Origin of the sequence: Acinetobacter sp. CFCC 11171 (assembly GCF_003268405.1) — a bacterium.
Taxonomy (GTDB): domain Bacteria; phylum Pseudomonadota; class Gammaproteobacteria; order Pseudomonadales; family Moraxellaceae; genus Acinetobacter; species Acinetobacter amyesii.
On record NZ_LQXP01000046.1, the window covers coordinates 1 to 25,500 of the forward strand.

25 protein-coding genes, 1 tRNA gene and 3 pseudogenes are annotated in these 25,500 nt (G+C 40.9%); 15 read left to right on the forward strand and 14 right to left on the reverse strand.

Annotated elements, in window-relative coordinates:
• Nucleotides 1–491 precede the first annotated feature (491 nt).
• Nucleotides 492–568, forward strand: a tRNA-Arg gene (locus AVJ20_RS16150).
• A gap of 93 nt (nucleotides 569–661) precedes the next feature.
• Here the strand turns inward: AVJ20_RS16150 and AVJ20_RS16155 are convergent.
• Nucleotides 662–1,940 (reverse strand): annotated as a pseudogene (locus AVJ20_RS16155) (SRPBCC family protein).
• Between the two features lie 184 nt (nucleotides 1,941–2,124).
• Between AVJ20_RS16155 and AVJ20_RS16160 the strand changes: the two are divergent.
• Both AVJ20_RS16160 and AVJ20_RS16165 read left to right on the forward strand, forming a co-directional pair.
• On the forward strand, nucleotides 2,125–2,622 hold the full coding sequence (locus tag AVJ20_RS16160; protein WP_111885932.1) for a YcxB family protein: 498 nt from the start codon (nucleotides 2,125–2,127) through the stop codon (nucleotides 2,620–2,622).
• A 32-nt stretch (nucleotides 2,623–2,654) separates the two neighbouring features.
• The gene (locus AVJ20_RS16165; RefSeq protein ID WP_111885933.1) at nucleotides 2,655–3,296 is read left to right on the forward strand and encodes a fumarylacetoacetate hydrolase family protein; all 642 of its coding nucleotides are present in this window, start codon (nucleotides 2,655–2,657) and stop codon (nucleotides 3,294–3,296) included.
• 53 nt (nucleotides 3,297–3,349) lie between these two features.
• Here the strand turns inward: AVJ20_RS16165 and AVJ20_RS16170 are convergent, their stop codons facing one another.
• Entirely contained in the window at nucleotides 3,350–4,123 is a 774-nt protein-coding gene (locus AVJ20_RS16170; RefSeq protein ID WP_162689790.1) for a tetratricopeptide repeat protein, read from the reverse strand.
• Between the two features lie 96 nt (nucleotides 4,124–4,219).
• Complete coding sequence (locus AVJ20_RS16175) at nucleotides 4,220–5,035, reverse strand: AraC family transcriptional regulator (protein ID WP_111885935.1); 816 nt, start codon at nucleotides 5,033–5,035, stop codon at nucleotides 4,220–4,222.
• Nucleotides 5,036–5,138: 103 nt separating this feature from the next.
• On the opposite strand from AVJ20_RS16175, the pseudogene AVJ20_RS16180 reads away from it, so the two are divergent.
• A pseudogene (locus AVJ20_RS16180) lies at nucleotides 5,139–6,067 on the forward strand (DMT family transporter).
• 53 nt (nucleotides 6,068–6,120) lie between these two features.
• Here AVJ20_RS16180 and AVJ20_RS16185 read toward each other — a convergent pair.
• Nucleotides 6,121–7,368 carry a YihY family inner membrane protein gene (locus AVJ20_RS16185; protein WP_111885936.1) on the reverse strand — a complete coding sequence of 416 codons (1,248 nt, stop codon included), beginning with the start codon at nucleotides 7,366–7,368 and terminating at the stop codon, nucleotides 6,121–6,123.
• 112 nt (nucleotides 7,369–7,480) lie between these two features.
• Here AVJ20_RS16185 and wrbA point away from each other — a divergent pair, with 112 nt between their 5' ends.
• Both wrbA and AVJ20_RS16195 read left to right on the forward strand, forming a co-directional pair.
• The gene (wrbA, locus tag AVJ20_RS16190) at nucleotides 7,481–8,074 is read left to right on the forward strand and encodes an NAD(P)H:quinone oxidoreductase (RefSeq protein WP_111885937.1); all 594 of its coding nucleotides are present in this window, start codon (nucleotides 7,481–7,483) and stop codon (nucleotides 8,072–8,074) included.
• Between the two features lie 320 nt (nucleotides 8,075–8,394).
• Nucleotides 8,395–8,580, forward strand: a complete 186-nt coding sequence (locus AVJ20_RS16195) for a hypothetical protein (protein WP_111885938.1) — start codon at nucleotides 8,395–8,397, stop codon at nucleotides 8,578–8,580.
• Between the two features lie 108 nt (nucleotides 8,581–8,688).
• Here AVJ20_RS16195 and AVJ20_RS16200 read toward each other — a convergent pair whose 3' ends face one another.
• The 4 genes from AVJ20_RS16200 to AVJ20_RS16215 all read right to left on the reverse strand — a co-directional run bounded on the left by AVJ20_RS16200 (nucleotide 8,689) and on the right by AVJ20_RS16215 (nucleotide 11,578).
• Entirely contained in the window at nucleotides 8,689–9,087 is a 399-nt protein-coding gene (locus tag AVJ20_RS16200) for a hypothetical protein (protein ID WP_171319318.1), read from the reverse strand.
• Nucleotides 9,088–9,356: 269 nt separating this feature from the next.
• A complete protein-coding gene (locus AVJ20_RS16205; protein WP_078189246.1) occupies nucleotides 9,357–9,932 on the reverse strand; it encodes a xanthine phosphoribosyltransferase in 576 nt (191 codons plus the stop codon).
• A 90-nt stretch (nucleotides 9,933–10,022) separates the two neighbouring features.
• Nucleotides 10,023–10,736 (reverse strand): DUF3108 domain-containing protein, encoded by a 714-nt coding sequence (locus AVJ20_RS16210; protein WP_111885940.1) that lies wholly within the window; start codon nucleotides 10,734–10,736, stop codon nucleotides 10,023–10,025.
• Nucleotides 10,737–10,894: 158 nt separating this feature from the next.
• A complete protein-coding gene (locus AVJ20_RS16215; RefSeq protein WP_111885941.1) occupies nucleotides 10,895–11,578 on the reverse strand; it encodes a hypothetical protein in 684 nt (227 codons plus the stop codon).
• Nucleotides 11,579–11,836: 258 nt separating this feature from the next.
• Here AVJ20_RS16215 and AVJ20_RS16220 point away from each other — a divergent pair, with 258 nt between their 5' ends.
• Nucleotides 11,837–12,694 carry an energy transducer TonB gene (locus AVJ20_RS16220; RefSeq protein ID WP_213066202.1) on the forward strand — a complete coding sequence of 286 codons (858 nt, stop codon included), beginning with the start codon at nucleotides 11,837–11,839 and terminating at the stop codon, nucleotides 12,692–12,694.
• Here the strand turns inward: AVJ20_RS16220 and AVJ20_RS16225 are convergent, their stop codons facing one another.
• The 4 genes and pseudogenes from AVJ20_RS16225 to miaB form a co-directional block, all read right to left on the reverse strand.
• Nucleotides 12,695–12,985, reverse strand: coding sequence for an antibiotic biosynthesis monooxygenase family protein (locus AVJ20_RS16225; RefSeq protein ID WP_111885943.1), 291 nt, complete (start codon nucleotides 12,983–12,985; stop codon nucleotides 12,695–12,697).
• A 64-nt stretch (nucleotides 12,986–13,049) separates the two neighbouring features.
• Nucleotides 13,050–13,533, reverse strand: a pseudogene (gene ybeY, locus AVJ20_RS16230) (rRNA maturation RNase YbeY).
• 9 nt (nucleotides 13,534–13,542) lie between these two features.
• Nucleotides 13,543–14,634, reverse strand: coding sequence for a PhoH family protein (locus tag AVJ20_RS16235; protein ID WP_111885944.1), 1,092 nt, complete (start codon nucleotides 14,632–14,634; stop codon nucleotides 13,543–13,545).
• 38 nt (nucleotides 14,635–14,672) lie between these two features.
• Nucleotides 14,673–16,130, reverse strand: a complete 1,458-nt coding sequence (gene miaB, locus AVJ20_RS16240; RefSeq protein ID WP_111885945.1) for a tRNA (N6-isopentenyl adenosine(37)-C2)-methylthiotransferase MiaB — start codon at nucleotides 16,128–16,130, stop codon at nucleotides 14,673–14,675.
• A gap of 307 nt (nucleotides 16,131–16,437) precedes the next feature.
• On the opposite strand from miaB, the gene AVJ20_RS16245 reads away from it, so the two are divergent.
• The 5 genes from AVJ20_RS16245 (at nucleotide 16,438) to AVJ20_RS16265 (ending at nucleotide 21,088) form a co-directional block, all read left to right on the forward strand.
• A complete protein-coding gene (locus AVJ20_RS16245; protein ID WP_111885946.1) occupies nucleotides 16,438–18,414 on the forward strand; it encodes a lytic transglycosylase domain-containing protein in 1,977 nt (658 codons plus the stop codon).
• A 45-nt stretch (nucleotides 18,415–18,459) separates the two neighbouring features.
• Complete coding sequence (locus AVJ20_RS16250; RefSeq protein WP_111885947.1) at nucleotides 18,460–19,119, forward strand: ribonuclease I; 660 nt, start codon at nucleotides 18,460–18,462, stop codon at nucleotides 19,117–19,119.
• A 170-nt stretch (nucleotides 19,120–19,289) separates the two neighbouring features.
• A complete protein-coding gene (locus AVJ20_RS16255; RefSeq protein WP_111885948.1) occupies nucleotides 19,290–20,276 on the forward strand; it encodes a malate dehydrogenase in 987 nt (328 codons plus the stop codon).
• A 209-nt stretch (nucleotides 20,277–20,485) separates the two neighbouring features.
• Nucleotides 20,486–20,725 carry a DUF2789 family protein gene (locus AVJ20_RS16260; protein ID WP_111885949.1) on the forward strand — a complete coding sequence of 80 codons (240 nt, stop codon included), beginning with the start codon at nucleotides 20,486–20,488 and terminating at the stop codon, nucleotides 20,723–20,725.
• Nucleotides 20,726–20,830: 105 nt separating this feature from the next.
• Nucleotides 20,831–21,088: a DUF2789 family protein gene (locus AVJ20_RS16265; RefSeq protein WP_111885950.1), complete on the forward strand. Its 258-nt coding sequence runs from the start codon at nucleotides 20,831–20,833 to the stop codon at nucleotides 21,086–21,088.
• Nucleotides 21,089–21,140: 52 nt separating this feature from the next.
• On the opposite strand, the gene AVJ20_RS16270 is transcribed toward AVJ20_RS16265, so the two are convergent.
• Both AVJ20_RS16270 and AVJ20_RS16275 read right to left on the reverse strand, forming a co-directional pair.
• Nucleotides 21,141–21,668, reverse strand: coding sequence for a hypothetical protein (locus AVJ20_RS16270; RefSeq protein WP_111885951.1), 528 nt, complete (start codon nucleotides 21,666–21,668; stop codon nucleotides 21,141–21,143).
• Between the two features lie 71 nt (nucleotides 21,669–21,739).
• Nucleotides 21,740–22,342, reverse strand: a complete 603-nt coding sequence (locus AVJ20_RS16275; protein WP_111885952.1) for a 2OG-Fe(II) oxygenase — start codon at nucleotides 22,340–22,342, stop codon at nucleotides 21,740–21,742.
• Between the two features lie 114 nt (nucleotides 22,343–22,456).
• On the opposite strand from AVJ20_RS16275, the gene AVJ20_RS16280 reads away from it, so the two are divergent.
• The 3 genes from AVJ20_RS16280 to AVJ20_RS16290 are packed head-to-tail and all read left to right on the forward strand — an operon-like array spanning nucleotide 22,457 to nucleotide 25,293.
• On the forward strand, nucleotides 22,457–23,314 hold the full coding sequence (locus AVJ20_RS16280) for a 23S rRNA (adenine(2030)-N(6))-methyltransferase RlmJ (protein ID WP_111885953.1): 858 nt from the start codon (nucleotides 22,457–22,459) through the stop codon (nucleotides 23,312–23,314).
• Between the two features lie 41 nt (nucleotides 23,315–23,355).
• Nucleotides 23,356–24,180 carry a CDP-diacylglycerol--serine O-phosphatidyltransferase gene (gene pssA / locus AVJ20_RS16285; RefSeq protein WP_078192422.1) on the forward strand — a complete coding sequence of 275 codons (825 nt, stop codon included), beginning with the start codon at nucleotides 23,356–23,358 and terminating at the stop codon, nucleotides 24,178–24,180.
• Between the two features lie 36 nt (nucleotides 24,181–24,216).
• Nucleotides 24,217–25,293 carry a DUF6670 family protein gene (locus AVJ20_RS16290; protein ID WP_111885954.1) on the forward strand — a complete coding sequence of 359 codons (1,077 nt, stop codon included), beginning with the start codon at nucleotides 24,217–24,219 and terminating at the stop codon, nucleotides 25,291–25,293.
• Nucleotides 25,294–25,500: the final 207 nt, after the last annotated feature.

Below are 25,500 nucleotides of genomic sequence, written 5' to 3' on the forward strand. Positions count from 1 at the left end.
CTTGAACAAATTACCGCACATGTTGCGGTTTTTTTGTGCCTGTGATTTATCGTTTTGATGCAGCCTGTCTTTTGTCTTTTGTCTTTTGTCTTTTGTCTTTTGTCTTTTGTCTTTTGCTTGTATAAAGCGTTCTATTTCATAAGATAAACCATCAGTATATTTCATTTTGCTTTCTTCAACAGATTAACCCTCATTTCAGCTATTCATAGTGATGCAATTTTTAAAATCTAAGTTAAAGAAAAGTTGAGTGAGTTAAAGTGGTGATTCAATGATGGCGATATATTTGTTACCAATTTTGAGCATTTATACGTGAGTATTGCTAAGTTTAAATTCCAAACTTGTGATGCAAAAGCCATTAAAAAAGTAAATCGAGATGATTTTTAGCGTGTTTAAAGGGTAATTGTTTATTTGCTGTGCGTTTGGTTAAATTTATATGAAAAAGCTCTTAACAAAAAATAAAAATCACGTATAATGAGCCTCATCAAGACGTCGCGCTCATAGCTCAGCTGGATAGAGCACTTGGCTACGAACTAAGGGGTCGGGAGTTCGAATCTCTCTGAGCGCACCAACTTGATCAAGATTGAAAAAACCGCACAAGTTGCGGTTTTTTTGTGTCTGAAATATAGCTAAAACCAATAAATTCAGCTCATCAATCAAGGTTCTAACTTAACTTCTGTTTAACTTTGAGTGCAAAGACCGTATTTCCGCCTAAAGCCGGCAACATGTCGTGATACGGCATACTGCGCATAACACGAAGTAAAAACGGTGCTTTGTCATCAATCTTCACCGCACTGGTCAATTGTAATAACGACCCTTGTTGTAAGGGGCGAATATGCATAGCACCTCGGACAAACTTTAAGTCCCCACCTGTCGCGGTGTATTGATTTTGCAGTAAGTCTGGGTAGTTAAAACGCATTTTAAAATCAAAGGGAATATTGATCACGCCTAAACCCACCGAAATTTTATAGTCGGCATCCATGAGGTGCGGATTAATTTTCTGCACTTGCATATGTTTAACTTGTCTTGGAAATAAGTGCTTGAACGAAGACATATTAATCCAGCGCTGTAAGCTCGAAGGCTCTTGTGCATAATATTGAAAACTGGTGCTAAAGCGCATCAATTCATAATTTTGCCCAAAGGGAACGCGCTGCGCTGCCAAAATAAAGGACACAGGTTCTTTCGAGCTTTGACTTAATTGGGTGACTTTGTCGAGTTGAGAGGCATTTAATTTGAGTTCAGGCAATTGATTTGCAGCGAGAGTTTCACTACTAAAGGCTTTAAATCGGCGCTGTAATGATTCGAGTAAAAAACCATTGGTTCCCGCAGGAATCCCTAATTTGGCATCGGGTAAGGCATTTAATATTTTGCTAAACAAAAAACCTTTGGGCTGATTTAAATCGCCCCATTGGGTCACACTAATCAAGGTGTGTTGAGCATCGATCTCAAACCATTTTCCCTGCACCAAAGGGCACCGGTGCTTGTAGAACCAAACTATTAATACTGTTGTGATCAATTTGGTGCTGTATCACCACGGTTTCTTTAAAGTTTAAAACCGGAATTGGTGTCGGGATATGGATGCGATATTCAACTTGGCTGGTTGAACCTTGTTGTTGCAAAACCTCAGCAGATTTTAGCGTGGGAAATAAGCCTGCATAGTTTGGATAATTACTGAGTAATCTCGCCACATTTTTGCTGTTGGTTGGGACAACCACGGCGGCACTCTGAAATTTACCAATGACTTTTTGGCCTGCTTTCATCGTGGGTAGACTAATTTGCTGTGAAGGATGTGCGAAAATCACGATGTGATCACCGGCAAGATTTGCCAAGGCTTTGGCATTGCCATTAAACAAGTCCAAACTACTAGGGATCTGGGGTTGCCATTGAACGAATTTGGCCCAACTGGTCGATATGCTCAGTCCACTCAGAAACACTAGCATCATGATTATTTTTGTTATCTGCATGTCACATCCTGCGTATGCAATCTTTTATTTGTTGCTGTTTTTAACGTATTTCTAGGTGGAAGGGAAGTAGTGAAGTGTTACAACCGACCATTAAAAACCATGAAGCAAATTTGAATTGTGGTGTAGTATTTAGCGCAATTCATTTTTAAATATTCATACGCTTATGTCTGAAAATCTACCTGCATTATCGCTGCGCTATTTTTTAAATCTAGAAGAATCACAGGATGGTTTTGCACTAGCTACTTTTGGCAAAAAGCAATTTACGCGTTTTTTAACGCCAGCCATTAGCCTTGGGATTATCATCTGGGGTTTTTACTTAGGTGTAAATGGTGTCGGTGCCTACTATGTTGGTCTGGGTGCTTTCTTTTTACTCCTTCAAGGCATCATGCGTTATTGGTTTTTACCGATGATGTTTAAACGCCAGTTTGTAAAATACCAATTAGGCAAAAGTGAACAAGGTATTGATTTATTTCAAGACTATGCAGAAATTCATGCCAATGGTCGTAAGAATGTCTTCCATTATGCTGAAGTGGCAAATTTTGCTGAAGGCAAATTGACCTATATGCTTGAACTGAAAAATAAAACCGTGATTATTGTGCCGAAAAGTGCATTTAAAAATACTGCGGACCAAGCGATTTTTACCAATACTTTTCAGCACTAAGACAATCTATTCATAACAAAAGAGGGAGTAGTATGCAGTCACGTCCATCTAAAATTGTTTGCGTCGGTCGTAGTTATGCAGATCATGCCAAAGAATTAGGCAATGCAATTCCTGACCGTCCTGTACTTTTTATGAAGCCGCCAAGTGCATTAACCGCATTAGACCAAGGCATCTCATGGAATCCTGCATGGGGCAGTTGTCACTATGAATGCGAATTAAGTTTACGTATTGATCGTCCTTTATCGGCTGAAACTGATCCTCTCAAAGCCTTAGAAGCAGTCGGAGCTGTGACTTTGGGCCTAGATCTGACTTTGCGTGATCTACAAGATGACTTAAAGAAAAAAGGTCAGCCGTGGGAACGTGCCAAAGCTTATGATGGTTCTTGTATCCTTGCGGATTGGGTCGATGTCCAAGAGGTGGTTCAAGATTGGAAAAATGTGCATTACACCTTGCATGTCAATGATGAACTGCGTCAGAACGGTGATACTGCATTGCTGATTTTTGATGTGGGTACTTTGTTGGCAGATATTAGCCAAGTGTTTAGTCTTGAAGCGGGTGATGTGGTCATGACAGGTACGCCTGCAGGTGTCGCGGCACTACAGTCAGGTGAGCAGTTGAAAATGACCCTAAAAGGAAAAAATCAGGACTATATCTGGACAACTTTTGTCAAATAAACTGTGAACGAAATACAAAAAAGGCTGCTTAATGCAGCCTTTTTTTGATTGATTTATTCAGTGCTACTTGATGGCGGTGGCTCATTTGGTTGTAATGGACCAATGTCTTTCCATGTTTCATAGGTGCCGGCCATATGCTGTGAGTCGGTGTCTCCCAATGCACCTGCTTTGGCATACCATTGTCGCGCTTTTTCACCATCTCGAATGTCATAATGATAATAATGTGCCATTTTCATGGCGGCATCAGCATCTTGCCCTTGTTCTGCGGCATAGCTTAAATATTCGGCTGCTTTGTCCGGTGTAGACGAAGGGTGTTCAGAAAAATAGTGTTGATTTCCCAAGACTTTGATCGCTTCGACATTCTTTTGTTTGGCTGCTTTTTCATACCAAATTTGCGCTTGGTGCTTATCTTGAATTAAGCCTTTTCCAGTGTCGTACATCCAACCAACGGTATATTCAGCAGCAGGATCATGAGTCTTTTTTGCAAGGTCTAGCACCCAGTGTGCAAGGAAAATATTGCCATCTTGCTGCATCTTTCGAATCACTTGATCTGCATGCGGGTTACCTTGATAAGCTTGGGTCATCAACCATGCGAATGCGTCCGTAGTGCCTTGATCCGCAGCAGCTTTGTACCAATGTACACTTTGTTCGATATTTTGTTCTGTGCCCGTTCCACTGAGGTATAAATCACCCACTTTCATTTGTGCGGTCGCATCACCACTTTGAGCTATTTTGAGCGCGGATTTAAATTCACGCTGTTCTTTGGAACTACAAGCCATTAAAAATACGGCAGATAAACACAGCGCTAAAATGGTTTTTTTATTCATTTGAAATGGAATTATTATCATTTTTCGTAGATTTTTTGATCTTAACGGATTGTTGAATCACTTTATAGAGACACTTATAGCTAAATTTAAACACATTTAGGGCTTTAAAGCGGATTTCCTAAACTGATCTGGGGTGCAAAGCATCCATTTTTTAAACATATTTATAAACGCTGAGGCATTGGCATAGCCAAGTTCTAAGGCAATATTTTCGACGGTTTGGCCTGCGTTGAGCATGGACATGGCTTTCATGACTTTGAGACGTTGTCGCCATTCATGCAGGGACATCCCAAGTTCTTTTTGACAATAACGCGCTAGAGTACGTTCCGTCATATTTATCCGCTTTGCCAATTGCTCAAGCGCGCTCTGATCCGCAGGATGTTGATGTAAATAATCAAGCAGCTGTTTGAGGGCAGGGTGATCCGAATGCGGTAAATAACTACTGACCAGTTTGGCTTGATGCAGTTGATCTAAGATCACATGGAGTAAGCGTTGATATTCGGCCGTATTTTCCATGAGATCGGCTTGTTGGTGTAAGAGACGCAAATGGCTGAAGATCGCGGTGACTAATGGTGAGCTGAGTAAAATCCCCGGTTGTTTCGGTAAGTGAGTACATAGCGATTCATGTACATATAAGGTTCCATGTGAAACCGCTGTACGATTTAAACCACTATGTTCTAAATGTGGGGGAAGCCAGATGCCATAAGGCGGTGGGGTAATATAGTCAATCTGATTGATGTTCACTTCCATTACGCCATTAAAGGCATAGACAAACTCGCCCCAAGCATGTCCATGAACGGGATAAACAGACAGTGCAGGATCGTCACGAAAACTGATCCACAGTGCTGCTTGAATTTCATCGTTGGTGGGAAGTTGTTGCAACTGCGTATGATCTGCACGAGCTTTATGACGCATGAAAAATTTTGCCTGAATAAGAAGATCACTTGTCTATTTTAAAGTATATATTTTATTTCTGACAGTTCTATAGTGTTGCTTATCGTATTGTCGAGTAAATAGTGTGGAACAGCGTAAGGCGCTAGATGCAAAAGCTTCTGGTTTGATGATTATTTTGTGCATGATTTTAGGGATTCAACAGGTCATTTTGAAATTGGCCGCGGTTGATATTGCGCCGATCATGCAAATTGCCATCGATCGGGTTTGGCTGCGCTGTTGGTCTTTCCACTGATCCGTCTCAAGCCGGGAACACATTTATATACTCGAGAATACTTGCTGCCGGGTATCTGGTTGGCGTTTTTATTTTCAGCCGAATTTATTTTAGTGGCAGAATCCCTGCGCTATACCTCTGCATCACATACCGTTGTCTTGCTCTATACCGCACCGATATTCGTGGCACTAGGTTTACATTGGAAGTTGCCTGAAGAAAAGCTTACAGCGATCCAATGGGTCGGTATTTTTATTGCCTTTTCAGGAATAGTACTGTCGTTTATGGGACGTGAAAGTAGTACTACAGTCAACACTCAAGCCCTGTTGGGTGATGCGATGGCATTACTTGCTGGGGTGATGTGGGCCTTGACCACCATTTCATTAAGACTCACCAAACTCTCTGATGCACCTCCGACTCAGACCTTGTTTTATCAGTTGGTTGGTGGTTGTGTATTTTTATTACCCGTGGCGTGGCTGACAGGACAAATGACTGTACATTGGACGGTGTTGTCCATCAGCAGTATGATTTTTCATGTGCTCATTATTTCATTTTTTAGCCTGATGCTTTGGTTTTGGCTGTTAAGTAAATATCTGGCCAATGGTCTGGGCGTTTTTTCATTCCTTACCCCAATTTTTGGACTGGTCTTTGGCGTATTGATCTTAAACGAAACGATTGAACTGAATTTTATCTTGGGGACGGCCTTAGTAATGGTCGGAGTGATGACGGTAACCTTGCATCGGTGGTTGTCTAAATTGATGGGACGTCAGCGCACAGCGACCTAAGATCATGTATAAATAAAAAAGGAGAGCTACGGCTCTCCTTTTTTTATTTACGCTTATTTTTCTTCAAAAATAGTCGCAAGTGGAATCGAGAGTTTGGCCGCGAGATAATCATCCGCTTCGACCAGTTGCGGCCCAATTTTTTCCATCCAAACATCATCTGGATCGACGCGACCTAAATCTTGCCGTTTAGGGAGCGGATAGGGCAGCTTACTGTAAAAACTCCAAAAGTCCACTTGGGTTAAATTACGAACTAAAACATAATGATCATCATCTGTACGTTTAATCAGGTGTTGCTCTTCAAACAATAAAATATAGCTTGGCAGGCGGCCGATTTCATCACGCCCTAAAACCTCAAGCGCTTCTTTTTCTGTCACGCTCTGACCAAGTTTTTGCTTTTTATAAAATAATTCCAGCAAATCCATCAACATAATCACAGGATGACGTTTTTGATCTTTGCCTGAATTAAAGGCGGTCAGTGCATAACTAATTTCTACCCCAATCAGCACGATATTCCATGAAAGGAATATCCAAAGTAGGAAAATTGGCACCGCAGCAAAAGCACCGTAAACGATTTGATAACTGGTGAAATTTGACATGACAAAACCAAAAAGGTTTTTGAGTAATTCAAATACCACGGCACTAAAGACACCCGCGATCAGCGCCGCCTTGATCGGCACACTACGGTTGGGAATCGTCCAATACAGAATGAAAAAACCTAAAATGGTCAATGAAAAAGACAGGATCCACAGCAGAAAAGCCCCATCCAGTTCATAGCCTGCAAAATTATTGCTGAGGACATTCATAGAGGCCAAGGTGGATGACACAACAAATGCGCTACCCAGTAAGATTGGGCCTAATGAGATAATAGTCCAATAGCGCATAAAGCCAATGATGCCGCCACGTGTCTCACGCACCCGCCAAATTCGGTTAAATACCGTTTCAATACTGGTCAGCATCATGACTGTGGTAATGAATAAAAACAGCACACCAATCACGGTCAAGTTACTGGATTTATCGGTGAATGCATTTAGCGCTTTATCGAAAGCAATCGTCGTTTTCGGTAGAAAATTACTATAAATCAATTGTTGAAGCTGTTGACGAGCAGGCTCTAAGGCATTGATTGATGAGATGATGACCAAAAATACAGTCAACATGGGCACCACTGCAAACAAGGTGGTATAGGTCAATGATCCTGCTTGTTCACGGCAGCGATCGGCTTCAAAACGTCGAATGACAAATAAAACAAACTGAAACCATTTCTTGTCGTAAAAGGGAAGTTTTTTTAAAAATGCTTCGATCATGCTTTCAAGTCTCGAGTTATTTTAGTCATGTTTATGCAATTTTCATCACTTAGCTTAACCAAAAAATAGGAAAAATACCGTATAGTTTTCTTTTTTCATTGAATTTATAAAAATGACGCAAGCTTATGTACTGGTGCTGTATTACAGCAAATATGGTTCAACACGTGAGATGGCACATTTGATTGCCAATGGAATTGAAGCTTCTGGGATGGCGGTAAAAATACGAACCGTTCCAAATTTATCCACCGTGGTGACCGACGTGCAGCCCAGTATTCCTGCCGAAGGCGATATTTACTGTAGCTTAGATGACTTAGCGCATTGTTCAGGTCTAGCGCTAGGTTCACCGACCCGTTTTGGTAATATGGCGTCGGAAATGAAATATTTCTGGGATCAAACCACAGCGCTTTGGCTCAATGGCGCATTGCATGGCAAACCTGCCTGTGTGTTTACCAGTTCAGGTTCAATGCATGGCGGACAGGAAAGTACTTTGCTGACCATGCTGCCACCTTTGTTTCATCATGGAATGATGGTTATGGGTTTAAGTAATGCCCTTCCTGCATTATCGAATACCAAAACGGGTGGTACGCCCTATGGTGCAAGCCATGTCAGTGGTCCACGTCATGATCAGTCATTGAGTCAAGATGAGCGAAACTTATGCGAAGAGCAGGGTAAACGCCTAGGCGAAGTGGTCAAAAAGTTGATTTGAAACGTGCTTGATAAAGGCAATAAAGTAAACTTTGTAGCGAACGGGCAAGAAAAGGCTTAAATATTGCACTTTTCTTGCTTTTTTTGTACGGCGCTTTTTATTGATTGATGAAGTCATATTAGTACACGAGAAGATAAAAATAAATCTGCCAATCTATTCTTAAAATACCAAAAATAAGTGATATCAATAACATATTGAAAGTTTTTAAATACAGCCTGCTCAGTGATGGCCTTGAGTCGATTATTGCTGTCTCTTTAGGCACGTTATTTTTATTTTTTGATTACATGATTTGTATTTAAATTTCTTCTTTGGGGTGTGTGATGTCTATTAATTTTCGAATGATTTTCCTATGTTCCGCATTGGCTGCATCTTCCTTGTGTACGGCAATGCCAGTTTTATACAGTATGGATTTCCCGCAAGAGAAAAAAGCCGAAGAAAAAGAATTTTTGGCGAAACAAGATCAAGTCAAAGCAGAATCAAAATCTTTAACTGATGCTTCAAAATAGTTGATTCGCCATGGTTTCGAATAGCATTTCAATAGGCTAGAAAACCATGCTAGAAAAACAATAACCCATTAAAAAAAGAGCGCTGATGCGCTCTTTTTTACATCGAATTTAGTCTTGATCCGAAATTTTTGCAGCGTCTTCAGGCTGTTGCTCAGCTTCAAAGCGCTGTTTGCAATCTAAACATTGGTAGTCGAGAAAAATATTTTGATCGACGATCACGCCGGCTTTTTTACCAAAACGGTGTCCGAGAAAACCGCCTGTGATACCGACACTAATCGCACCGACAAAAGTCCCGATGGTTCCGCCCATAATCACGCCAAGTGGGCCTGCAGTCACACCACCAATCGCAGCACCAATAGATGCGCCAGATGCCGCACCACCGACAGTCCCTGCAGCAGTTCCTGCACCACTGAGTAAGACCCCACCAATTTTTTGTAAGTTTTGTTCATGGTTACGCTTTTCAATATGGGTTGATCCACATTTTGGACATTTAACTGTCGGTTCCATGTTTTGATTTTCTGTATTCATAACTTTCCGTAGCCTTAAAAAATAAAGTGGCCGAATTTATGGTGCAGCATAATGTAATTTGACAGATGAGTAGTTGACCCATTCGATCAAATGCAACGATTTTCCTGAATTTTATCGATTTTTGCGTACAGATGTTTTGTCTGCTTGTAACCAAGGCGTTAAAAAGTGCGCTTTACGTCACCTTAATCGTAAGTTTTTAGCAAAAAAAAGAACACCTGATGTGTTCTTTTTTTCTTTTGAACGCAAACTTAGTCACGAACAAATTCAACTGTACCATTCGCCAGTGATTTCACACGTGCCAATGATTCAACGCGATAGCCTTTTTCAAGCAAAATATCACGACCAGGTTGGAATGATTTTTCAATCACGATACCGATACCCAATACTTCAGCACTTGCTTGATGAATAAGATCTGCAAGACCTAAAGCCGCTTGACCATTGGCCAAGAAGTCATCAATCACTAAAACTTTATCTTCAGCATTGATGTGCTTTTTAGAAATCGCGATAGTGCTTTCAGTTTGTTTCGTAAAAGAAAACACTTTTGAGCGATACAAATCATCTTTTAAGGTTAAAGATTGATATTTACGTGCAAAAATCACAGGAACACCAAGTTCAAGACCAGCCATTACTGCAGGTGCAATACCTGATGCTTCAATCGTAATGATTTTTGTGATGCCAGCATCTTTAAAAAGACGGGCAAATTCTTGACCAATTTGCTGCATCATCACAGGGTCAATTTGGTGGTTCAGGAAAGAATCGACTTTCAGAACTTCTTCAGAGAGAACGATACCTTCAGCTAAGATTTTCTGTTCCAGAGCGTGCACGGGAGAATCCTCGAGGGGCAGGTGCTTTTTAAAGCAAAAGCGTATTTTAAAAAGCACCGTGAAAAATGCAAGCGAAATTGATCAAATCAATTAATTTGTTGCACCTTTATAGCCCGTTAACAATAAACCGTAAGAGGTTTTATTGTCTTGGTGGGAAACTTTGACAGGTAGATAATCTAGTTTTGGTGCTAACCAGAAAGTCGTTTGACGGCCTGGTTTGTCATGACGCATCACGACTTTAACGGTGTCAAAAGTTCCATAAGTGGTTTTCACTTTTTCAGTGCCTTGTTTCACGAACTTACGAGCTTCAACCTCTTTGGCGTCGGCAATGTAGTAATTCGATTTCAAACCACCATTTTTTAAATCTTCACGAATTTGCAATTCAGCATTGAGTTCATCTAGCACACCTGATTTCCACGCAAATGAACGCGCTTTATCATCTTTTTTGGTATTAATGGTTTTTGCGCCAGCATTGAAATTGATGTTCATGGTGTTGTTGTGCACCAAAATTTTGCTGCTGCGGCTAAAGCTGTTCGAGTGAATTTGGCTGCCATTTAAACTAAAACGACTGGTTTCAGTTGCAGAGGCCATCGCACCAGCTTTTGCTGCGAAAATATACGTCCAGTTATTCCCAGATTGTTTTAGGGTACGTGTTGCAGAACCCAAGTTTTTGCCGTTGTAATTAAACTGGTAGCTTGCTTGGAATGGACTCATGGCAAATGACTGACTTGAGAAACCAGTCAAAAGCAGTGTAGTCGATACCCCAGCAACAAGACCTAAATTTTTCAAAACTGAATGTGCCATAAGTATGGTTTTCCTATTCAATAGAAGTGCGGTGGGCTAAACCACCTGATATGTTTATTATGCGGCTGGATTGTGGAGAATCACGTCACAAATCCGTGCCTAATGTATATATTGTGTAGCGTTTTTATAGGTTCAAGATGCCTAAGTACAGGATAAGTCTAGCTTTCCTTTTGCTTTATAGGCGTGACTTCATCGTCTTTTAAATTTGAATCATCCCAGTCTTCCATCCGTTCTTGCGACATTTTGGTGAACAATGCGGTTAAATTAACATTACCAATCACCACCAATTCGGCCTCACGTAAAACAGCATGGTTCACATGGACTTTGCCCAGTGTGTCGATAATCGATCGACTTTTACCGAGCCAGCGATTCAGGTCTAAATACAGTAAATCATCTTTAACTTTGATCACATTGAGCTTTTCCAAAATCATACCCAATGGATCTTGGTTGAGTACTTTTTGATAGAACCATAACGCCATGCGCACGCCCATCTTATACAGAACATTTGGATACTTTGCTTCAATCACTTGTGTATCACTAATTTGTTCAAATACGATCAATTGGGTTTGTTTGTTGAGTTCCATCTGTACCAGTTTTAAATCAACAGAGAGTGTTATGATCAGCCCGTTATAATCCAATGTGGCATACAGTCGAAGCCAGTCATCATGCAGGTCAGCATGCAAGTCTTTGAGCATTTTCACATTATCGGTCACAAAGCGCTGAAATGTCGCATTTAAAAACACTTGAGACATTGGGAATTCACGCTCATCTTCAATAAATCCTTCAGCTTTTTGGTACACTTGGCGTATACGTTTAGCGATATTGGAAACTAGCGTTTGCATAAGAAGTGCATCCTGACAAATTATGTTTTTTGACGATGTTTATCTTGTCGATTTCTATAAAAACACAAGGTTTTGATCTTGCAGTTTAGCAAAATAAATTGCACCATTTTCATGATTTTAATTGTGCATTATCTATGTGTTGATGGATTTCTCGTTTTCATCAAAAAATGAATACGAGTTTTATTTTATACTGTTTTAAGCAGTTTGGGGAATGCGGCAAATTGTCGGTTTAATGTGATGCTGAAAAAAATAACGTTCATGCCCTTGATGAAAGAGTGGTGGAAAGATCCCATATTTGCAACTGCATTGGCGTTTGCTGCTGTGTTGCATTTGGCTTTTTTAACCATGCAATTTTCCATGCCCCAAGAGGCGGATTATAACACCAAAGAAATTGCAGTTTCTTTACGTTCTACGACGGAAAAAATTGAACATGCAGACTTTTTAGCACAAGCCGATCAGCAGGGCTCAGGGACATTCCGTGAGTCACATCGTATGTCGAGTGACATGCCTGCACCGATGATCGAACAAAAAGCCGGGGAGCAAAAAAGCGAAGCTTTAGAACAACTGCAACAAAAGAAAGAGCTGAGCTTTGAAGACAAAGTGTTGATGACAACCTTGAGTTGGCAAAAACAAGCGGAAGAAAACAGTCGCAAAAAAGCCGTTGAGGAGTTGAATAGTCAGTTTCAGGCCAAGGCTGCGATGGTGGCGAGTATCGAAGCTCAATATTTACAACGCCAACAAAATTTTAGCCGTCAGCAAAAAATTAAAACCATTGATGGTATTCAAGCCAAGCAAGATGTTTCTGCTGCTTACATGGAAAAATTTCGCGAAAAAGTCGAATTTTACGGTAACCGTTATTATCCTGAAGCGGCAAAACAGCAACAGCTACGCGGTGAAGTACGTTTAATGGTTATTTTGAACAGTAATGGCGGGATTCGTGCCATTCGTTTGATCGAAAGTTCAGGTTCAAACTTATTGGACGAAGCTGCAAAAACCTCTGTACGTAAGGCGGCACCTTTTGGTTTGTTTGATGCCAAAATGAAAGACATCTCAGAACTTCGTATTGTGCGTACTTGGCGCTTCGATCCTGCAGAAGCAGAGTTTGAGGTGCGTTAATCAGTTGTGATTGCGTCGCAAAACTTCGCAGATTTCGACGCTAAAACTCGCATACCATTGGTTTTTCCCCAATTGCTGCGCGACCAGATGTTGTGCATCTTGTTGCCAAGCTCGAATGTCTTCTAATGTATTCCAGTAGGAAAGGGCGATTTCATGCTCACCCTCTGTCAGCGCTTCAAAATGTTGACAGTTAAAGTGTGTCAAGGCTTTGTCTCTAAGCTGCTGTGCAGTCGAAAAATACAGCTCATCAAGCGTACGAATGCGTGCTTTAAAAATCACGACATATTGCATATCTTTCCTTCCTTGTTTTTTATGACGATAAAAAAAAGCGAGCCGGAGCTCGCTTTTTGGGTTCTTAATCTCTTTCCAGATAAGGGTTATCAAACCCCAATTTGGCTAAAATCTCGATCTCCAAAGCTTCCATTTCTTCAGCATCTTCATCAGAGGTTTCATGGTCGTAGCCCATGAGGTGCAACGTACCGTGTACCAGCATATGCGTAAAGTGGGTCAGGGGTGCTTTGCTTTGTTCTTGTGCTTCACGAAGAACCACAGGAATACAAATCACCAAGTCGCCAATCGGAAATGAGTCTAAAACTGCAGCCATTTCATCGGGGAGATCGCTCGGAAAAGACAACACATTAGTCGGTTTGTCTTTACCACGATATTCCAAGTTCAATTTGTGGCTTTCGTCATTGTCCACACATGCAATACCGATCTCACAATCACTTTGTGTATCGATATGACGTAAAGCCGTTTCCACGACTTTTTTTGATATGCGCACGTTTCACCACCAATTCAGGTGACTGAAAATTTTGCTGCAAGGAGAGATTAAGTTTCAAAATGAATCCTTAAATGTTTTCGTCTTGATGCTGCCCATCAGCTTTAGCATCATTGTCCGCCACCAAGGCTTCCTGACGTGCTTTACGTTCTGCACGTTGTTCAGCCGTGAGGCGATGTTGTTCGCTGTCCCATCCCTCATAGGCTTCAACAATTTTTTGAACCAATTGATGACGTACCACGTCACGAGAGTGGAAGCGAGTAATATGAATTTCTTTGATTTTTTCAATCACACGTAAGGCATGTGCCAAACCAGATTGTTGACCACGAGGTAAATCGACCTGTGTAATGTCGCCCGTGATCACCGCTCGAGAACCAAAGCCTAAACGGGTGAGGAACATTTTCATCTGTTCAGGGGTAGTGTTCTGTGCTTCATCTAAAATCACAAAAGAATGATTTAAGGTACGACCACGCATGTAGGCCAGTGGTGCAACTTCAATCACTTGACGTTCAATCAGTTTAGCGACTTTTTCAAAACCGAGCATTTCATACAAAGCGTCGTATAGCGGACGTAAGTAAGGGTCAATTTTTTGGCTCAAATCACCGGGTAAAAACCCCAGTTTTTCACCGGCTTCAACCGCAGGGCGAACCAATAAAATACGCTGAATTTCATTACGTTCTAGCATATCTACAGCAGCGGCGACCGCGAGATAAGTTTTACCTGTACCCGCTGGGCCGATACCAAATGAAATATCGCTTTGTAAAATACGCTGTACATAGCGTTTTTGATTGGCACCACGTGGATTGATCCGACCTTTACGGGTTTGTAGATAAACATTGTCTAAACCGGTATGCTCATTTTCAGAAAAATCTTCCTGAATTTCGCGGTCAGTCTGACTGCCTTGAATCATCATGTGTAAAATGTCCGCACTAATCTGTGGATTGGTTTCGGACTCTTCATAAAGACGGTGAAGGAGACTTTCGGCTCTCTCTACCGCATCGATTTCCCCATCGACAAAAAAAGCATCTGCACGATGAGAAATTTTGACATCTAAACGTTGTTCAATTTGTTTGAGATGACCGTTATAGGCACCGAGCATGCTTTGTAAACGGTCAAGTGGAATACCGGCAAAAGTTACAGTACGTCGAATCGCTGCAGTCAAGAGAATTCCTTTAAATTGGTCTGACGATTAAGCTTACATTACGCCACGTCAGGCTCAAGATTCAAGAGTTCACCGTAAACAAACTTCAAAGTTTTAATATCTGTCACTTCAATCTCTGCAAAACGCCCAACCCATGCAGGATCACCGATAAAGCTAACCAAACGTGTATTGTCTGCAGTACCAATCAGCAAGTTCGGATCTTTGTCTGAAACAGACTCAATCAAGACACGTTGAATGGTCCCTAGCATTGCATCAGTTTTATCGATACTGGATTGTTTAATCCATTGTTGAACTTTTGCAAGACGTTCTTTTTTCACATCTTCAGGGGTCGTGTCTTCAAGTTCTGAAGCAGGAGTACCCGGACGTTTTGAGTAGATGAAACTGTATGAATGATCGAAATCCATATCTTGGATAAATTGATAAGTTTCTTCGAAGTTTTCGTCAGTCTCACCCGGAAAGCCAATAATAAAGTCGCTAGATAAATGCATATCAGGGCGAACTTGACGTAATTTAGCAATTTTATCGACATATACATCAATCGTGTGGTTACGTTTCATGGCTTGTAGCACGTCATTCGAACCACTTTGAACTGGTAGATGCAAGTGAGAAACCATTTGCGGTAAGTCACGGTAGCATTGAATCAAGTCATCATTAAATTCAAGCGGGTGCGATGTGGTGTAACGAATACGTCCAATGCCCGGAATTTCGGCCACTAAACGTAATAAGTCTGCAAAGGTACAGATTTCCCCTTCAAAAGTTTCACCACGGTAGCCATTCACGTTTTGGCCGAGTAATGAAATTTCACGTACGCCTTTTTCAGCTAAAGTGGCAATTTCAGCCAATACGTCATCGAGTGGGCGAGAAACCTCTTCACCACGGGTATAAGGAACTACGCAGAATGAACAGTATTTAGAACAGCCTTCCATAATCGAGACAAAGGCTTTAAACCCTTCTACACGCGGTTCAGGTAAAAAGTCGAATTTTTCAATATCAGGGAATGAAATATCCACCAACTGAATTTTTTCTTTTTTGGGTTTGACCACTTGCTCAGTATGCTGATCAAGCATTTGTGGTAAACGGTGTAAGGTTTGCGGACCAAACACCATATCTACATACGGTGCGCGTTTTTGAATGTTGTCACCTTCCTGAGAAGCAACACAACCACCAACACCAATCACCAAGTCTGGATTTTTTTCTTTCAGTTTGCGCCAGCGACCTAACTCTGAAAATACTTTTTCTTGTGCTTTTTCACGAATAGAACAGGTATTCATCAGGAGAATATCCGCTTCTTTTGGATCGTTTGTCAGCACATAGCCGTGAGAATCACCTAAAAGGTCGCCCATACGTTGACTGTCATACTCATTCATCTGACACCCTTGCGTTTCGATGTACAGTTTTTTCACTGTTCCATCTTGAGCTGGGGTGTGCTGTGGCTGGGTAACAGTGTTATCTGGGGCAGCTTGGGCACTATTGGGGATGAAGGTTTGAACCGTCATGTAGGCTCCTAAAGGAATTTTATGAAAATCAATAACCATACGTGGCTGACAGACAATTCAATCAATTGAATTGTGCAGCTGCGGAGGTCAAAAAGGGGATTTTAAGAATGGGCAATATTTTAGCAGTAATTCACTAGAAACTTACAGCCTAAAATTACAACTCTGCCATATTGATTTATGAAGTAAAAATGTTTGAAAATTAATATTGGCTAATCATAAGGTTACATAACAGAACACAATGCAGAGTTTAGAATTATTAAACTAATTCCTAAACAAAGTTCGATGTGCTGTAACTGAGCAGAATGACATGAAAGAAGGCAAGTGGATGTTAAAACATAATTTTAAACAGAAAAATTACGCTAAATTACTTGCTTTGAGTGTCGGGCTCTCCGGAATTTCTGCGTTTGCCCAAGCCGCAGATGAGCAGTTTAACGATGCTTTACGTGCTGCGAATGCAGGCAATATTAGTTTATTACAACAATACCAATCATCCATGCAAAATGATGTTTTGGGCTATTATCCAGAATATTGGTTACTGAATAACAATTTGGCTTCACAACCTGCAAGTGCCATTATTAATTTTGCACAGCGCTATCCAAACTCGGCAATGGCAGAAAAATTAGCCGCAGATTATGTTGAAGAAAAAGTCAAACAAGCTGATTTCGCTACAGCACAGCCTGTCTTGCAATATGTGACTAATGCTGACCGTGCTGAAACATGTGCCATGGCTCAAGTCCGCGCAAAGTCGGGCGACCCTCTGGTTTACGCAGAATTTAAAGATGTATGGTTGACCACAAACTCACAACCTGACTCGTGTACGGGCTTGGGCCGTATGATGCTGTCGAGTCCTTTAATGACTCAAGATGACCGCCATCAACGGATGTGGGGACAGTTAAGAGCGGGTCAGTCAGGACAAGCGATTGCGACTGCGCAAACCATTGGCGTAAATATTAATTTGTCACAACTCAACACCATTCAAGCCAATCCACTAAATTATTTATGGTCTGCACCCAAAGCCACAGCTGAAGATCATGCATACCTGATTTATGCGATGGGTCGCTTGGCCGATAGCGACTTAAATGGTGCGATTTCTTCGGTGAAACGTGCAGCAGAAGGCACACCAGCCGATGTACAAAAAGCCCTATACCGTAGTGTCGGGTATATCGGTGGTACAACGGTAATGAAAAATAATTTCAACCGTGAAGTTCTAAATTATCTTGATTTGAGTTATGGACTGCCTTTTAGTGCAGAAGAAGCCGAGATTTATGCGCGACAAGCCATTCGTTTTGGCGCATGGGAAAGTGTCATTCGTGCAATTGATGCGATGAGCGTTTCGCAAAAGCAGGAAGACCGTTGGCAATATTGGTTAGCACGAGCATCTGAACAACGTGGCGATGCCTCATCTAAACGTGCGGCAAAAGAAATTTATCGTAAGCTTGCCATTGGCGATGATTACCATAATTTGTTAGCACGTGACAAAATTGGTCAGTCTTATAACAATATTCCGTCAAATGTGCAGCCTTCGTCACAAGATGCGCAGCGTCTCAGTCAGGATATTCACTTCCGTCGTGCCTTTGCATTGCGCAATATTAATGCATCTGACAGCTATATTAACCGTGAATGGAACTGGGCAGTGCGTCAAGCCTACTTAAAGCATGATGATGGCATGATTCTTGCCGCAGCTAAACGTGCAACCGATATGGGGTGGTATGATCGGGCGATTTATGCAGCAGATCGAACCACTAAACAGCACAATTATGCTTTACGTTATGCTATGCCGCATCAAAATTATGTGGTGAGTCATAGTCGTAATGCAGGTATTGACCCTGCATGGGCTTATGGCTTGATGCGTCAAGAAAGTCGGTTTGTTACTAGCGCACGTTCACATGTCGGTGCCGGTGGTTTAATGCAAATTATGCCAGACACAGCAAAATTGGTGGCTCGTCAGATGGGGGAGAGCTATAACCCCGCTGCATTAACGGATATGAATACCAATATCCGTTATGGCACTTTCTATTTATCAATGATTCAACGTCAATTGAGTAATAGTCCAGTATTAGCGACTGCAGGCTACAATGCGGGTCCAAATCGTGCTCGACGCTGGCAGCCTGAGTATCAAGCGATTGCAGCGGACCAATATACGGAATCGATTCCATTAACGGAAACTCGAGACTATGTAAAACATGTGATGACCAATGCAACCCATTACGGCCTTTTATTGGGTCAGGGGCCGCAATCGATTGAAAAACGAATGCAAATGATTCCATTACGGAATGCGCAATAAGCATTAAAGCAATGCGCCTGTTTTAAGGCGCAATATGGGTAAATAATGAATGCCGAATTGAACATTAGACCTGTTTATCGAATACTGACATCACTGCTCATCGGCAGTGGTGCAGGCTTTGGTGTGTCTGTGCTTTCGGCAGCACCCGTGGTTAATGGCTATGTGATGGATGTGCAAATGGTGCCAGCTGTTTGCGCCTATGACCCTTTAAAAAGTAAAAAACGTAAATGTCTGGAAGGGTATTCACTCAATATCACGGGACTATATCCAGAAACTTCTACCCGTGATTGCACCACCAATAGTTCAGCTAAACTTTCTCCGTTGCAAGCCAAAGTGGTTGCACGGATTATGCCTGATGAAAATGCTCGCGTGGCGCTTTGGCACACTACCGGCGGCTGTATCCCAATGAATGCTAGTCAGTATTTCAGAACCATTATTAATCATGCAGATAAGCTAAAAATTCCAGATGAATTGACTAGCCAAGAAACCCAATCCATTCAAGCCAATGTCTTGCGTAATAAAATGTTGCGTATGAACAGCGGATTGGTATCCCAAAGTATTGAATTTAACTGTATGCAAACCCGTGGTGGCAGTTTACTGACCGAGATTAAAATTTGCTATAAAAACAATGGGCAGTATAAAAGTTGCCCTACGACTATTGTCGGAAATTGTCCTGCAACTTTCATAATTAAAGGTTCTTTCTAAGCTTTTTTCGGCATTTTATTTATATTTCCTATCATACTTTTGTTGAAAAGCATTCTCTTTTACATGCAAGCGTCAAAAGATTGGAGTACAATCTTTGCCGTTTATGATTATTAAGATTAGATAGAACAGCTATTTAATCATTATGACCTTCCTCAATTGGAGATAATTACATGAAGCAAGCAGTTCGTGTTGCCGTTACTGGCGCAGCTGGTCAAATCGGTTATAGCTTATTATTCCGTATCGCAAGCGGTGAAATGTTGGGTAAAGACCAACCAGTTATCCTTCAATTATTAGAAATTCCAGTTGAGAAAGCTCAACAAGCGCTTAAAGGCGTAATGATGGAACTTGATGACTGCGCATTCCCTCTTTTAGAAGGTATGATCGGTACTGATGATCCTAAAGTTGCATTCAAAGATGCTGACTACGCTCTTCTTGTAGGTTCACGTCCACGTGGTCCTGGTATGGAACGTGCTGACCTTCTTAAAGTAAACGGTGAAATCTTCATCGGTCAAGGCCAAGCACTTAACGAAGTTGCTAGCCGTGACGTTAAAGTTCTTGTTGTAGGTAACCCTGCAAACACTAACGCTTACATCGCAATGAAATCTGCTCCAGATCTTCCAGCGAAAAACTTCACAGCAATGTTACGTCTTGACCACAACCGTGCGTTGACTCAACTTGCTCAAAAAGCGGGTGTTGCAGTTTCTGACATCAAAAACATGACTGTTTGGGGTAACCACTCTCCAACAATGTATGCGGACTACCGTTTTGCAAATGTAAACGGCGAAAGCTTAAAAGACAAAATCAACGATGCTGCTTGGAACAAAGACGTGTTCCTTCCAACTGTTGGTAAACGTGGTGCTGCGATCATCGAAGCACGTGGTCTTTCTTCTGCTGCTTCTGCTGCAAACGCTGCAATCGACCATATGCGTGATTGGGCGCTTGGCACAAACGGCGAATGGGTAACGATGGGTATCCCTTCTGACGGTTCTTACGGTATTCCTGAAGGCGTAATGTTCGGTTTCCCTGTAACTTGCGAAAACGGCGAATACAAAATCGTTCAAGGTCTTGAAATCGACGAATTCAGCCGTGAACGTATCAACTTCACTCTAAACGAGCTTGAAGAAGAACGTGCAGCAGTTGCTGACATGGTTAAATAATTTAATTTTTTAAATTAAATTATAAAAAAAGGCACTCCATTTGGGGTGCTTTTTTATGGCCTGCGAAAAATATCACGCTTAAGTTTTGAACAAAAAATAACACGTTGAGATGCTGTTGCAACTGACAAAGTCAAATAAACAGATAACTATAAAGATGGGAGAAATGTTATTAGTTTGAGGAGAACGGCAATGTTTGATCAACAACAACGTTGGAACTATTTTTTGAACAATTGGGGTTGGATGCAACTCCGGAAGGCATCGATCAATTTATCGAAACGCATCAAATCACCATGGATGTTCCATTGCATGAAGCGCCATTTTGGACGAAGTCACAGCGTGACTTTATTATCAGTCATTGGAAAAAAGATGATGACTGGGCCATAGTGGTCGATATTTTAAATGAACAATTGCATACAGAACATAAGCTTTCCGGATCTTGCAAAATCTAAATACAATTTGAAACAACAAACCTAGTTTTAACGCTAGGTTTTTTTATCAGCATCATATAAGTTAATTAAATAATAAATGACAGATTAGTTGATAAGGAGGGCGAGATGCTCAATCAAAATAAACCATCCTTAGCTTTATTGTTTTCTCAATTGGGGTTAGCCAGCAGTCCAGCTGCGATCGAGTTATACGTGCGTACGCATCAGCTTGCTGCAAGTGAAAATTTACATGATGCGCCGTTTTGGAATAAAGCGCAGCGTGATTTTCTAATCAGTCATTTAGTGCAAGATGATGATTGGGTAATTTGGATTGATGAGCTGAATCAGCAGTTGCATATGGATGCATATAAGCTGCAGCCAGCATAAATTTCATTTCTCCACAAATAAAAAAACACCTCCTCGGAGGTGTTTTTTTTATTTAGTGCAGTTTGCTTTGGCGTAATTCTGCAAACCAGTCTTCTTGGCGATATGGATTAAATGCAGGATGCTCAAGTAATGTGGTCAGTTTGAATTCTTGAGATTTGCCGTACTTATTTAGCCAGTGGCGCGTTAACGCAGGTTCCTGTTTTACTGCAGAGGCATAGGCCAGGTAGAAGTAAATGTCGCCATGTTCAGCTTTGGACATCGGTTTCATAATCTGCTGGGTAATCAGGGCATAGCGCTGCTCTTGGGTAATTTCAAAAAATATCATATAAGCTTTGGCTAAATGTACAGACAAATTGATGTATAGCTCAATCGGCATTTCTTCAAATTCAATCCGGCTTTGCTCAAGTAGAACAATGGCTTCTTGCAGAAAATACACTTGTTCTTGATGGTTCTTACTTAAATTAACCAATTGCAGGCGTAAGTCTGCACGCTCAAGAGCAAGTTCAGGGCTGTTGCCTTGTAGAAATAATTGATCGGTTTCGCCAATACGCTGAATAATTTTATGACTGTTTTGACGCATCGGGTACATCCTCATCTATGAATGACTCATATATGAGGATAGTTTAAGGGATTTAAAGGAGGAATCTCGAATTACCACATCGAGTTGTCATTACGTAGCCAAGCCGTAATCGATAAACGTTGATGTTTTGCTTCGAGTACCTCGTGTAATAGGTCACTTTGGAATAACGCAATGCGATTTGGTTTGGGTTCTAAAATATGCCAAACATCATTCTTATCTTGTAAGCGCAATTCACCGCCCCAGTCGGCTTGCCAATATTCATGCAAATAATAAACCGCTGAAATGACACGTCCATTTTTGCCTTGAGGATTATCTTTGTGTAGTGCATAAAACTCACCTGCGTTATAACAAGCAAAATGTGCTTCGACTTCGTGAATGTTAGAAAAAAATGCGCGATTAAATTGTTCTGATAAATGTTCTAAGGCTTGAACGTGTTCTTGTGCGACATCTAATGTGTCGTTAATCCATAAAATATGATCACTTCTAATTTTACTGATGACCCCATTTTGTACGGCTGCATCCCTAAATTTATTTAAATTTGACATACATTCTTCAACAAGTGCATGTATATATTCAGCAGGATAAGCGTCATCAATAATGCTAAACCCGTGTTGATCTAAATCATCGAGGATTTGATCAACCGGCCAAGACTTTGGGAGAAAGGCTGTTTCCATATACGATCCATAAAGTTGTGGAAAAAAAGGTGACGTATTCTAGAGCAAGAATAGCATCGGAATGAAACTATTTTTCATGCTAAAATGTCCGTTGATATTAGGAATTAAAGAAACATGAATTACCGTCACCATTTCCATGCAGGCAACTTTGCCGACGTGATGAAGCACGTTTTGCTGCTTCAGTTATTAAGTCGACTGAATGCAAAAGATAAACCTTATCGCTATGTAGATACACATGGTGGTGCAGGTAAATATGATCTTTCGACCTCTGAAGCACAGAAATCAGGTGAGTTTTTAAATGGTATTCATCGTTTAGTTAAGCTCGATGATTCGATTAAACGAAATGCGCCTGAAGGTATTCAACAATATTTAAAAGTTGTTGAAAAAATGCGTGAAAACTTTGGCAAAGGCGCTTATCCAGGCTCTCCGTGGTTCGCACTTGAAGGCATGCGTGAAACTGATAAGGCAACGATTTTTGAAATGCAGCGCGATGTATTCCAACAATTGCGCCACAATATTTTTGATAAACGTGCAGGTTTGCATGAGCGTGATGCTTACGAAGGTTTACTGGGTGTAATTCCACCAAAAGAAAAACGTGGTTTGGTCATGATTGACCCGCCTTACGAATTAGAACGTAAAGATTTTCCACAGCTTGTAGAATTGTTGGTGGCTGCTTATAAAAAATGGCCGACAGGCGTTTTTGCGGTATGGTATCCAATTAAAGACCGCGCGATGATTGAACGTTTTGAAAAGAAAATGTACAAAACCGGCATTCGTCGTCAGTTGGTTTGCGAAATTTGTGTATGGCCAGATGACACTCCAGTTGGTTTGAATGGTTGTGGTTTACTGGTGATTAACCCACCTTGGAAATTCTCTGAAGATGCGGACGAAGCATTACAATGGTTGTTCCCACATCTTCGTATGAATGAAAATGGTGGTCATGCAGCCGTACGTTGGTTGGTTGGCGAATAATTTTAAACTTGAAAAAGAAAGGTCACAGTTAGGATCGAACAATGACAAATACAAATAAACCTGAGCGGGAAATTTCTTCAAAGGATGAAAATGCATTTGATGGCATTACATTTGAAGTTGAAGAAGAGGAGCATACCCATGAAGGGCATAAAGTGAAACGTCGTGGGATCTATCTGTGGCCAAACTTGATTACAACTGCAGCGTTGTTATCCGGCTTTTATTCAATAATTGCCAGTATGAATGGTGAGTTTCAACAAGCCATTTATGCCATTTTCCTTGCAGCATTATTTGATGGTTTGGATGGACGTGTCGCACGTGCTATCGGCGCACAAAGTCCTTTTGGTGAACAGTTTGACTCGTTGTCGGACTTGCTAGCATTTGGTGTTGCACCTGCCATTTTAATGTATAGCTGGAGTCTAAATGACTTAGGCCGTATTGGCCTGGCAGCATGTTTTGTTTACACCGCATGTGCAGCCTTCCGTTTGGCACGTTTTAACGTACAAATTGGGGTTGTCGATAAACGTTATTTTATTGGTGTTGCAAGTCCACTCGCAGCCGTTATGATTATTTCATTGGTATGGGTAGGTATGGATATCCCTGCGGTCTTCGACTTACGCGAAACAGGTATTCAGATTTTTAATGCGGTAGTGATTATTGCAGTGGGTCTATTGATGATCTCAAATGTAAAATACTATTCATTTAAAACTGTGGATCGCCGCCGTGTTCCATTTGCGGTGTTGCCAATCATAGTCTTCATTTTAGCTGCTGTAACGTATAATATTCCAATGGGTATTTTAATTATTTCAGTAATTTATGCATTGTCTGGATTTGTCACAACCCTAATGGCAAAAAAGGCTGAAGCATGAGTTAAAACATGAAATAAAAATGAAAAGGAGCTTGATATGCAGATATTTCAAGATTTCTTGGATCAATCAAGACGATTGAATCAAGCTCCAGATTTACAACATAAAAAAATAAATCTACATGCGCCGAATACGCCTTACCCTTCAATCCATTATGGACTCTGTCTACCGAATCTTCCTGCGCCCTTACATTATCTTAACTTTATAAGTTGGCTCGGGCAGCCTCAGATTCCCGCTTTTCAAAATCCTGTGTCCATTCAACAAGATGAACTCAATACAGCCACAGTATTGACCAGTGTGAGCGGTCATATGGTTGGGCAATTACAATCATATTCCATCAAAGACGACTGTAGTCTGAGTGATACCGTCTTTAAATTTAGAGATAAAGAGCAGATTGGTTGGGATGGAGCGGTATTTCAAATCCATCGAGAAGATACTGAACTCAGTTTAGATTTGTCCGTGCAAACTACCGATATTTCTTCGTGTTTAATTAAGTTGAGATTAGGTCTTGCTGAATATTGGTCGGTGATGTGCCAATGTGAAGGGCAAATCAAATTTCAGGGCCAGATGTATGATGTAAATCAGTTGGCGGTTTTGTCTTATGCACAAATACGCAAGTTTCCATATTTACCTTTAGCGTTTTATACCCATCAGGTAATCAACCTTAGCCGACAGCGTCAAATCATCTTTATGCAAACGCGAGACCGCTATAACAATATTTTGAGCTCACGTTTATATCTAAGAGATTTAAATCAGAAGCAAGTTTTCATGGCAGACCAAGACGTGTTCTTTAAAGTCATGCGCGTTTATCCTGTGGTTAAAAACCCCAATTTGCAAAAAATGTATTTGCCACGTGAATTTGAATGGATTTACCAAAATGACAAACTAAAAATACATATACAAGCGCAGAGCCGTGGGGATTTTAAATTTGGACTCGGCGCTGGCTATGCAGGAAGCTTTAACTATCAAATTAAAATTAATGACGAAATCGAGTGTGGGGAGGGTGGCTACTGTGAATATGTAGATTGTCGAGCTTTAAAATGGCAAGAAAAGAATGAAAAAGATAAATTAACGGACAAATATGGAAATATTGTCCCTTTTATGCTCAAAAAATAGTAAAAAAACTTAATTTAGTAGAATAAATAAACAAACGTAATGAAAAACTAAAAATAAATGGAAAAGGGTGTTGCAACAGATGTGAAATGCTGTAGAATGCACATCCATCGGCGGTGATGAAGATTAAAACTTCTGATAAAACAATGACTTGGTTGAATTGATTAAGTTGGGTTTTATTTTTTAAGTTTAAAAATAATTTGAATTACT

Excerpts from the sequence above, each read along its gene's own strand:
- AVJ20_RS16160 (WP_111885932.1), top strand. The coding sequence starts at position 2,125 with ATGTCTGAAAATCTACCTGCATTATCGCTGCGCTATTTTTTAAATCTA.
- AVJ20_RS16165 (WP_111885933.1), top strand. The coding sequence starts at position 2,655 with ATGCAGTCACGTCCATCTAAAATTGTTTGCGTCGGTCGTAGTTATGCA.
- AVJ20_RS16170 (WP_162689790.1), bottom strand. The coding sequence starts at position 4,123 with ATGAATAAAAAAACCATTTTAGCGCTGTGTTTATCTGCCGTATTTTTA.
- AVJ20_RS16175 (WP_111885935.1), bottom strand. The coding sequence starts at position 5,035 with ATGCGTCATAAAGCTCGTGCAGATCATACGCAGTTGCAACAACTTCCC.
- AVJ20_RS16185 (WP_111885936.1), bottom strand. The coding sequence starts at position 7,368 with ATGATCGAAGCATTTTTAAAAAAACTTCCCTTTTACGACAAGAAATGG.
- wrbA (WP_111885937.1), top strand. The coding sequence starts at position 7,481 with ATGACGCAAGCTTATGTACTGGTGCTGTATTACAGCAAATATGGTTCA.
- AVJ20_RS16195 (WP_111885938.1), top strand. The coding sequence starts at position 8,395 with ATGTCTATTAATTTTCGAATGATTTTCCTATGTTCCGCATTGGCTGCA.
- AVJ20_RS16200 (WP_171319318.1), bottom strand. The coding sequence starts at position 9,087 with ATGGAACCGACAGTTAAATGTCCAAAATGTGGATCAACCCATATTGAA.
- AVJ20_RS16210 (WP_111885940.1), bottom strand. The coding sequence starts at position 10,736 with ATGGCACATTCAGTTTTGAAAAATTTAGGTCTTGTTGCTGGGGTATCG.
- AVJ20_RS16215 (WP_111885941.1), bottom strand. The coding sequence starts at position 11,578 with ATGCAAACGCTAGTTTCCAATATCGCTAAACGTATACGCCAAGTGTAC.
- AVJ20_RS16220 (WP_213066202.1), top strand. The coding sequence starts at position 11,837 with ATGCCCTTGATGAAAGAGTGGTGGAAAGATCCCATATTTGCAACTGCA.
- AVJ20_RS16225 (WP_111885943.1), bottom strand. The coding sequence starts at position 12,985 with ATGCAATATGTCGTGATTTTTAAAGCACGCATTCGTACGCTTGATGAG.
- miaB (WP_111885945.1), bottom strand. The coding sequence starts at position 16,130 with ATGACGGTTCAAACCTTCATCCCCAATAGTGCCCAAGCTGCCCCAGAT.
- AVJ20_RS16245 (WP_111885946.1), top strand. The coding sequence starts at position 16,438 with ATGAAAGAAGGCAAGTGGATGTTAAAACATAATTTTAAACAGAAAAAT.
- AVJ20_RS16250 (WP_111885947.1), top strand. The coding sequence starts at position 18,460 with ATGAATGCCGAATTGAACATTAGACCTGTTTATCGAATACTGACATCA.
- AVJ20_RS16255 (WP_111885948.1), top strand. The coding sequence starts at position 19,290 with ATGAAGCAAGCAGTTCGTGTTGCCGTTACTGGCGCAGCTGGTCAAATC.
- AVJ20_RS16265 (WP_111885950.1), top strand. The coding sequence starts at position 20,831 with ATGCTCAATCAAAATAAACCATCCTTAGCTTTATTGTTTTCTCAATTG.
- AVJ20_RS16270 (WP_111885951.1), bottom strand. The coding sequence starts at position 21,668 with ATGCGTCAAAACAGTCATAAAATTATTCAGCGTATTGGCGAAACCGAT.
- AVJ20_RS16275 (WP_111885952.1), bottom strand. The coding sequence starts at position 22,342 with ATGGAAACAGCCTTTCTCCCAAAGTCTTGGCCGGTTGATCAAATCCTC.
- AVJ20_RS16280 (WP_111885953.1), top strand. The coding sequence starts at position 22,457 with ATGAATTACCGTCACCATTTCCATGCAGGCAACTTTGCCGACGTGATG.
- pssA (WP_078192422.1), top strand. The coding sequence starts at position 23,356 with ATGACAAATACAAATAAACCTGAGCGGGAAATTTCTTCAAAGGATGAA.
- AVJ20_RS16290 (WP_111885954.1), top strand. The coding sequence starts at position 24,217 with ATGCAGATATTTCAAGATTTCTTGGATCAATCAAGACGATTGAATCAA.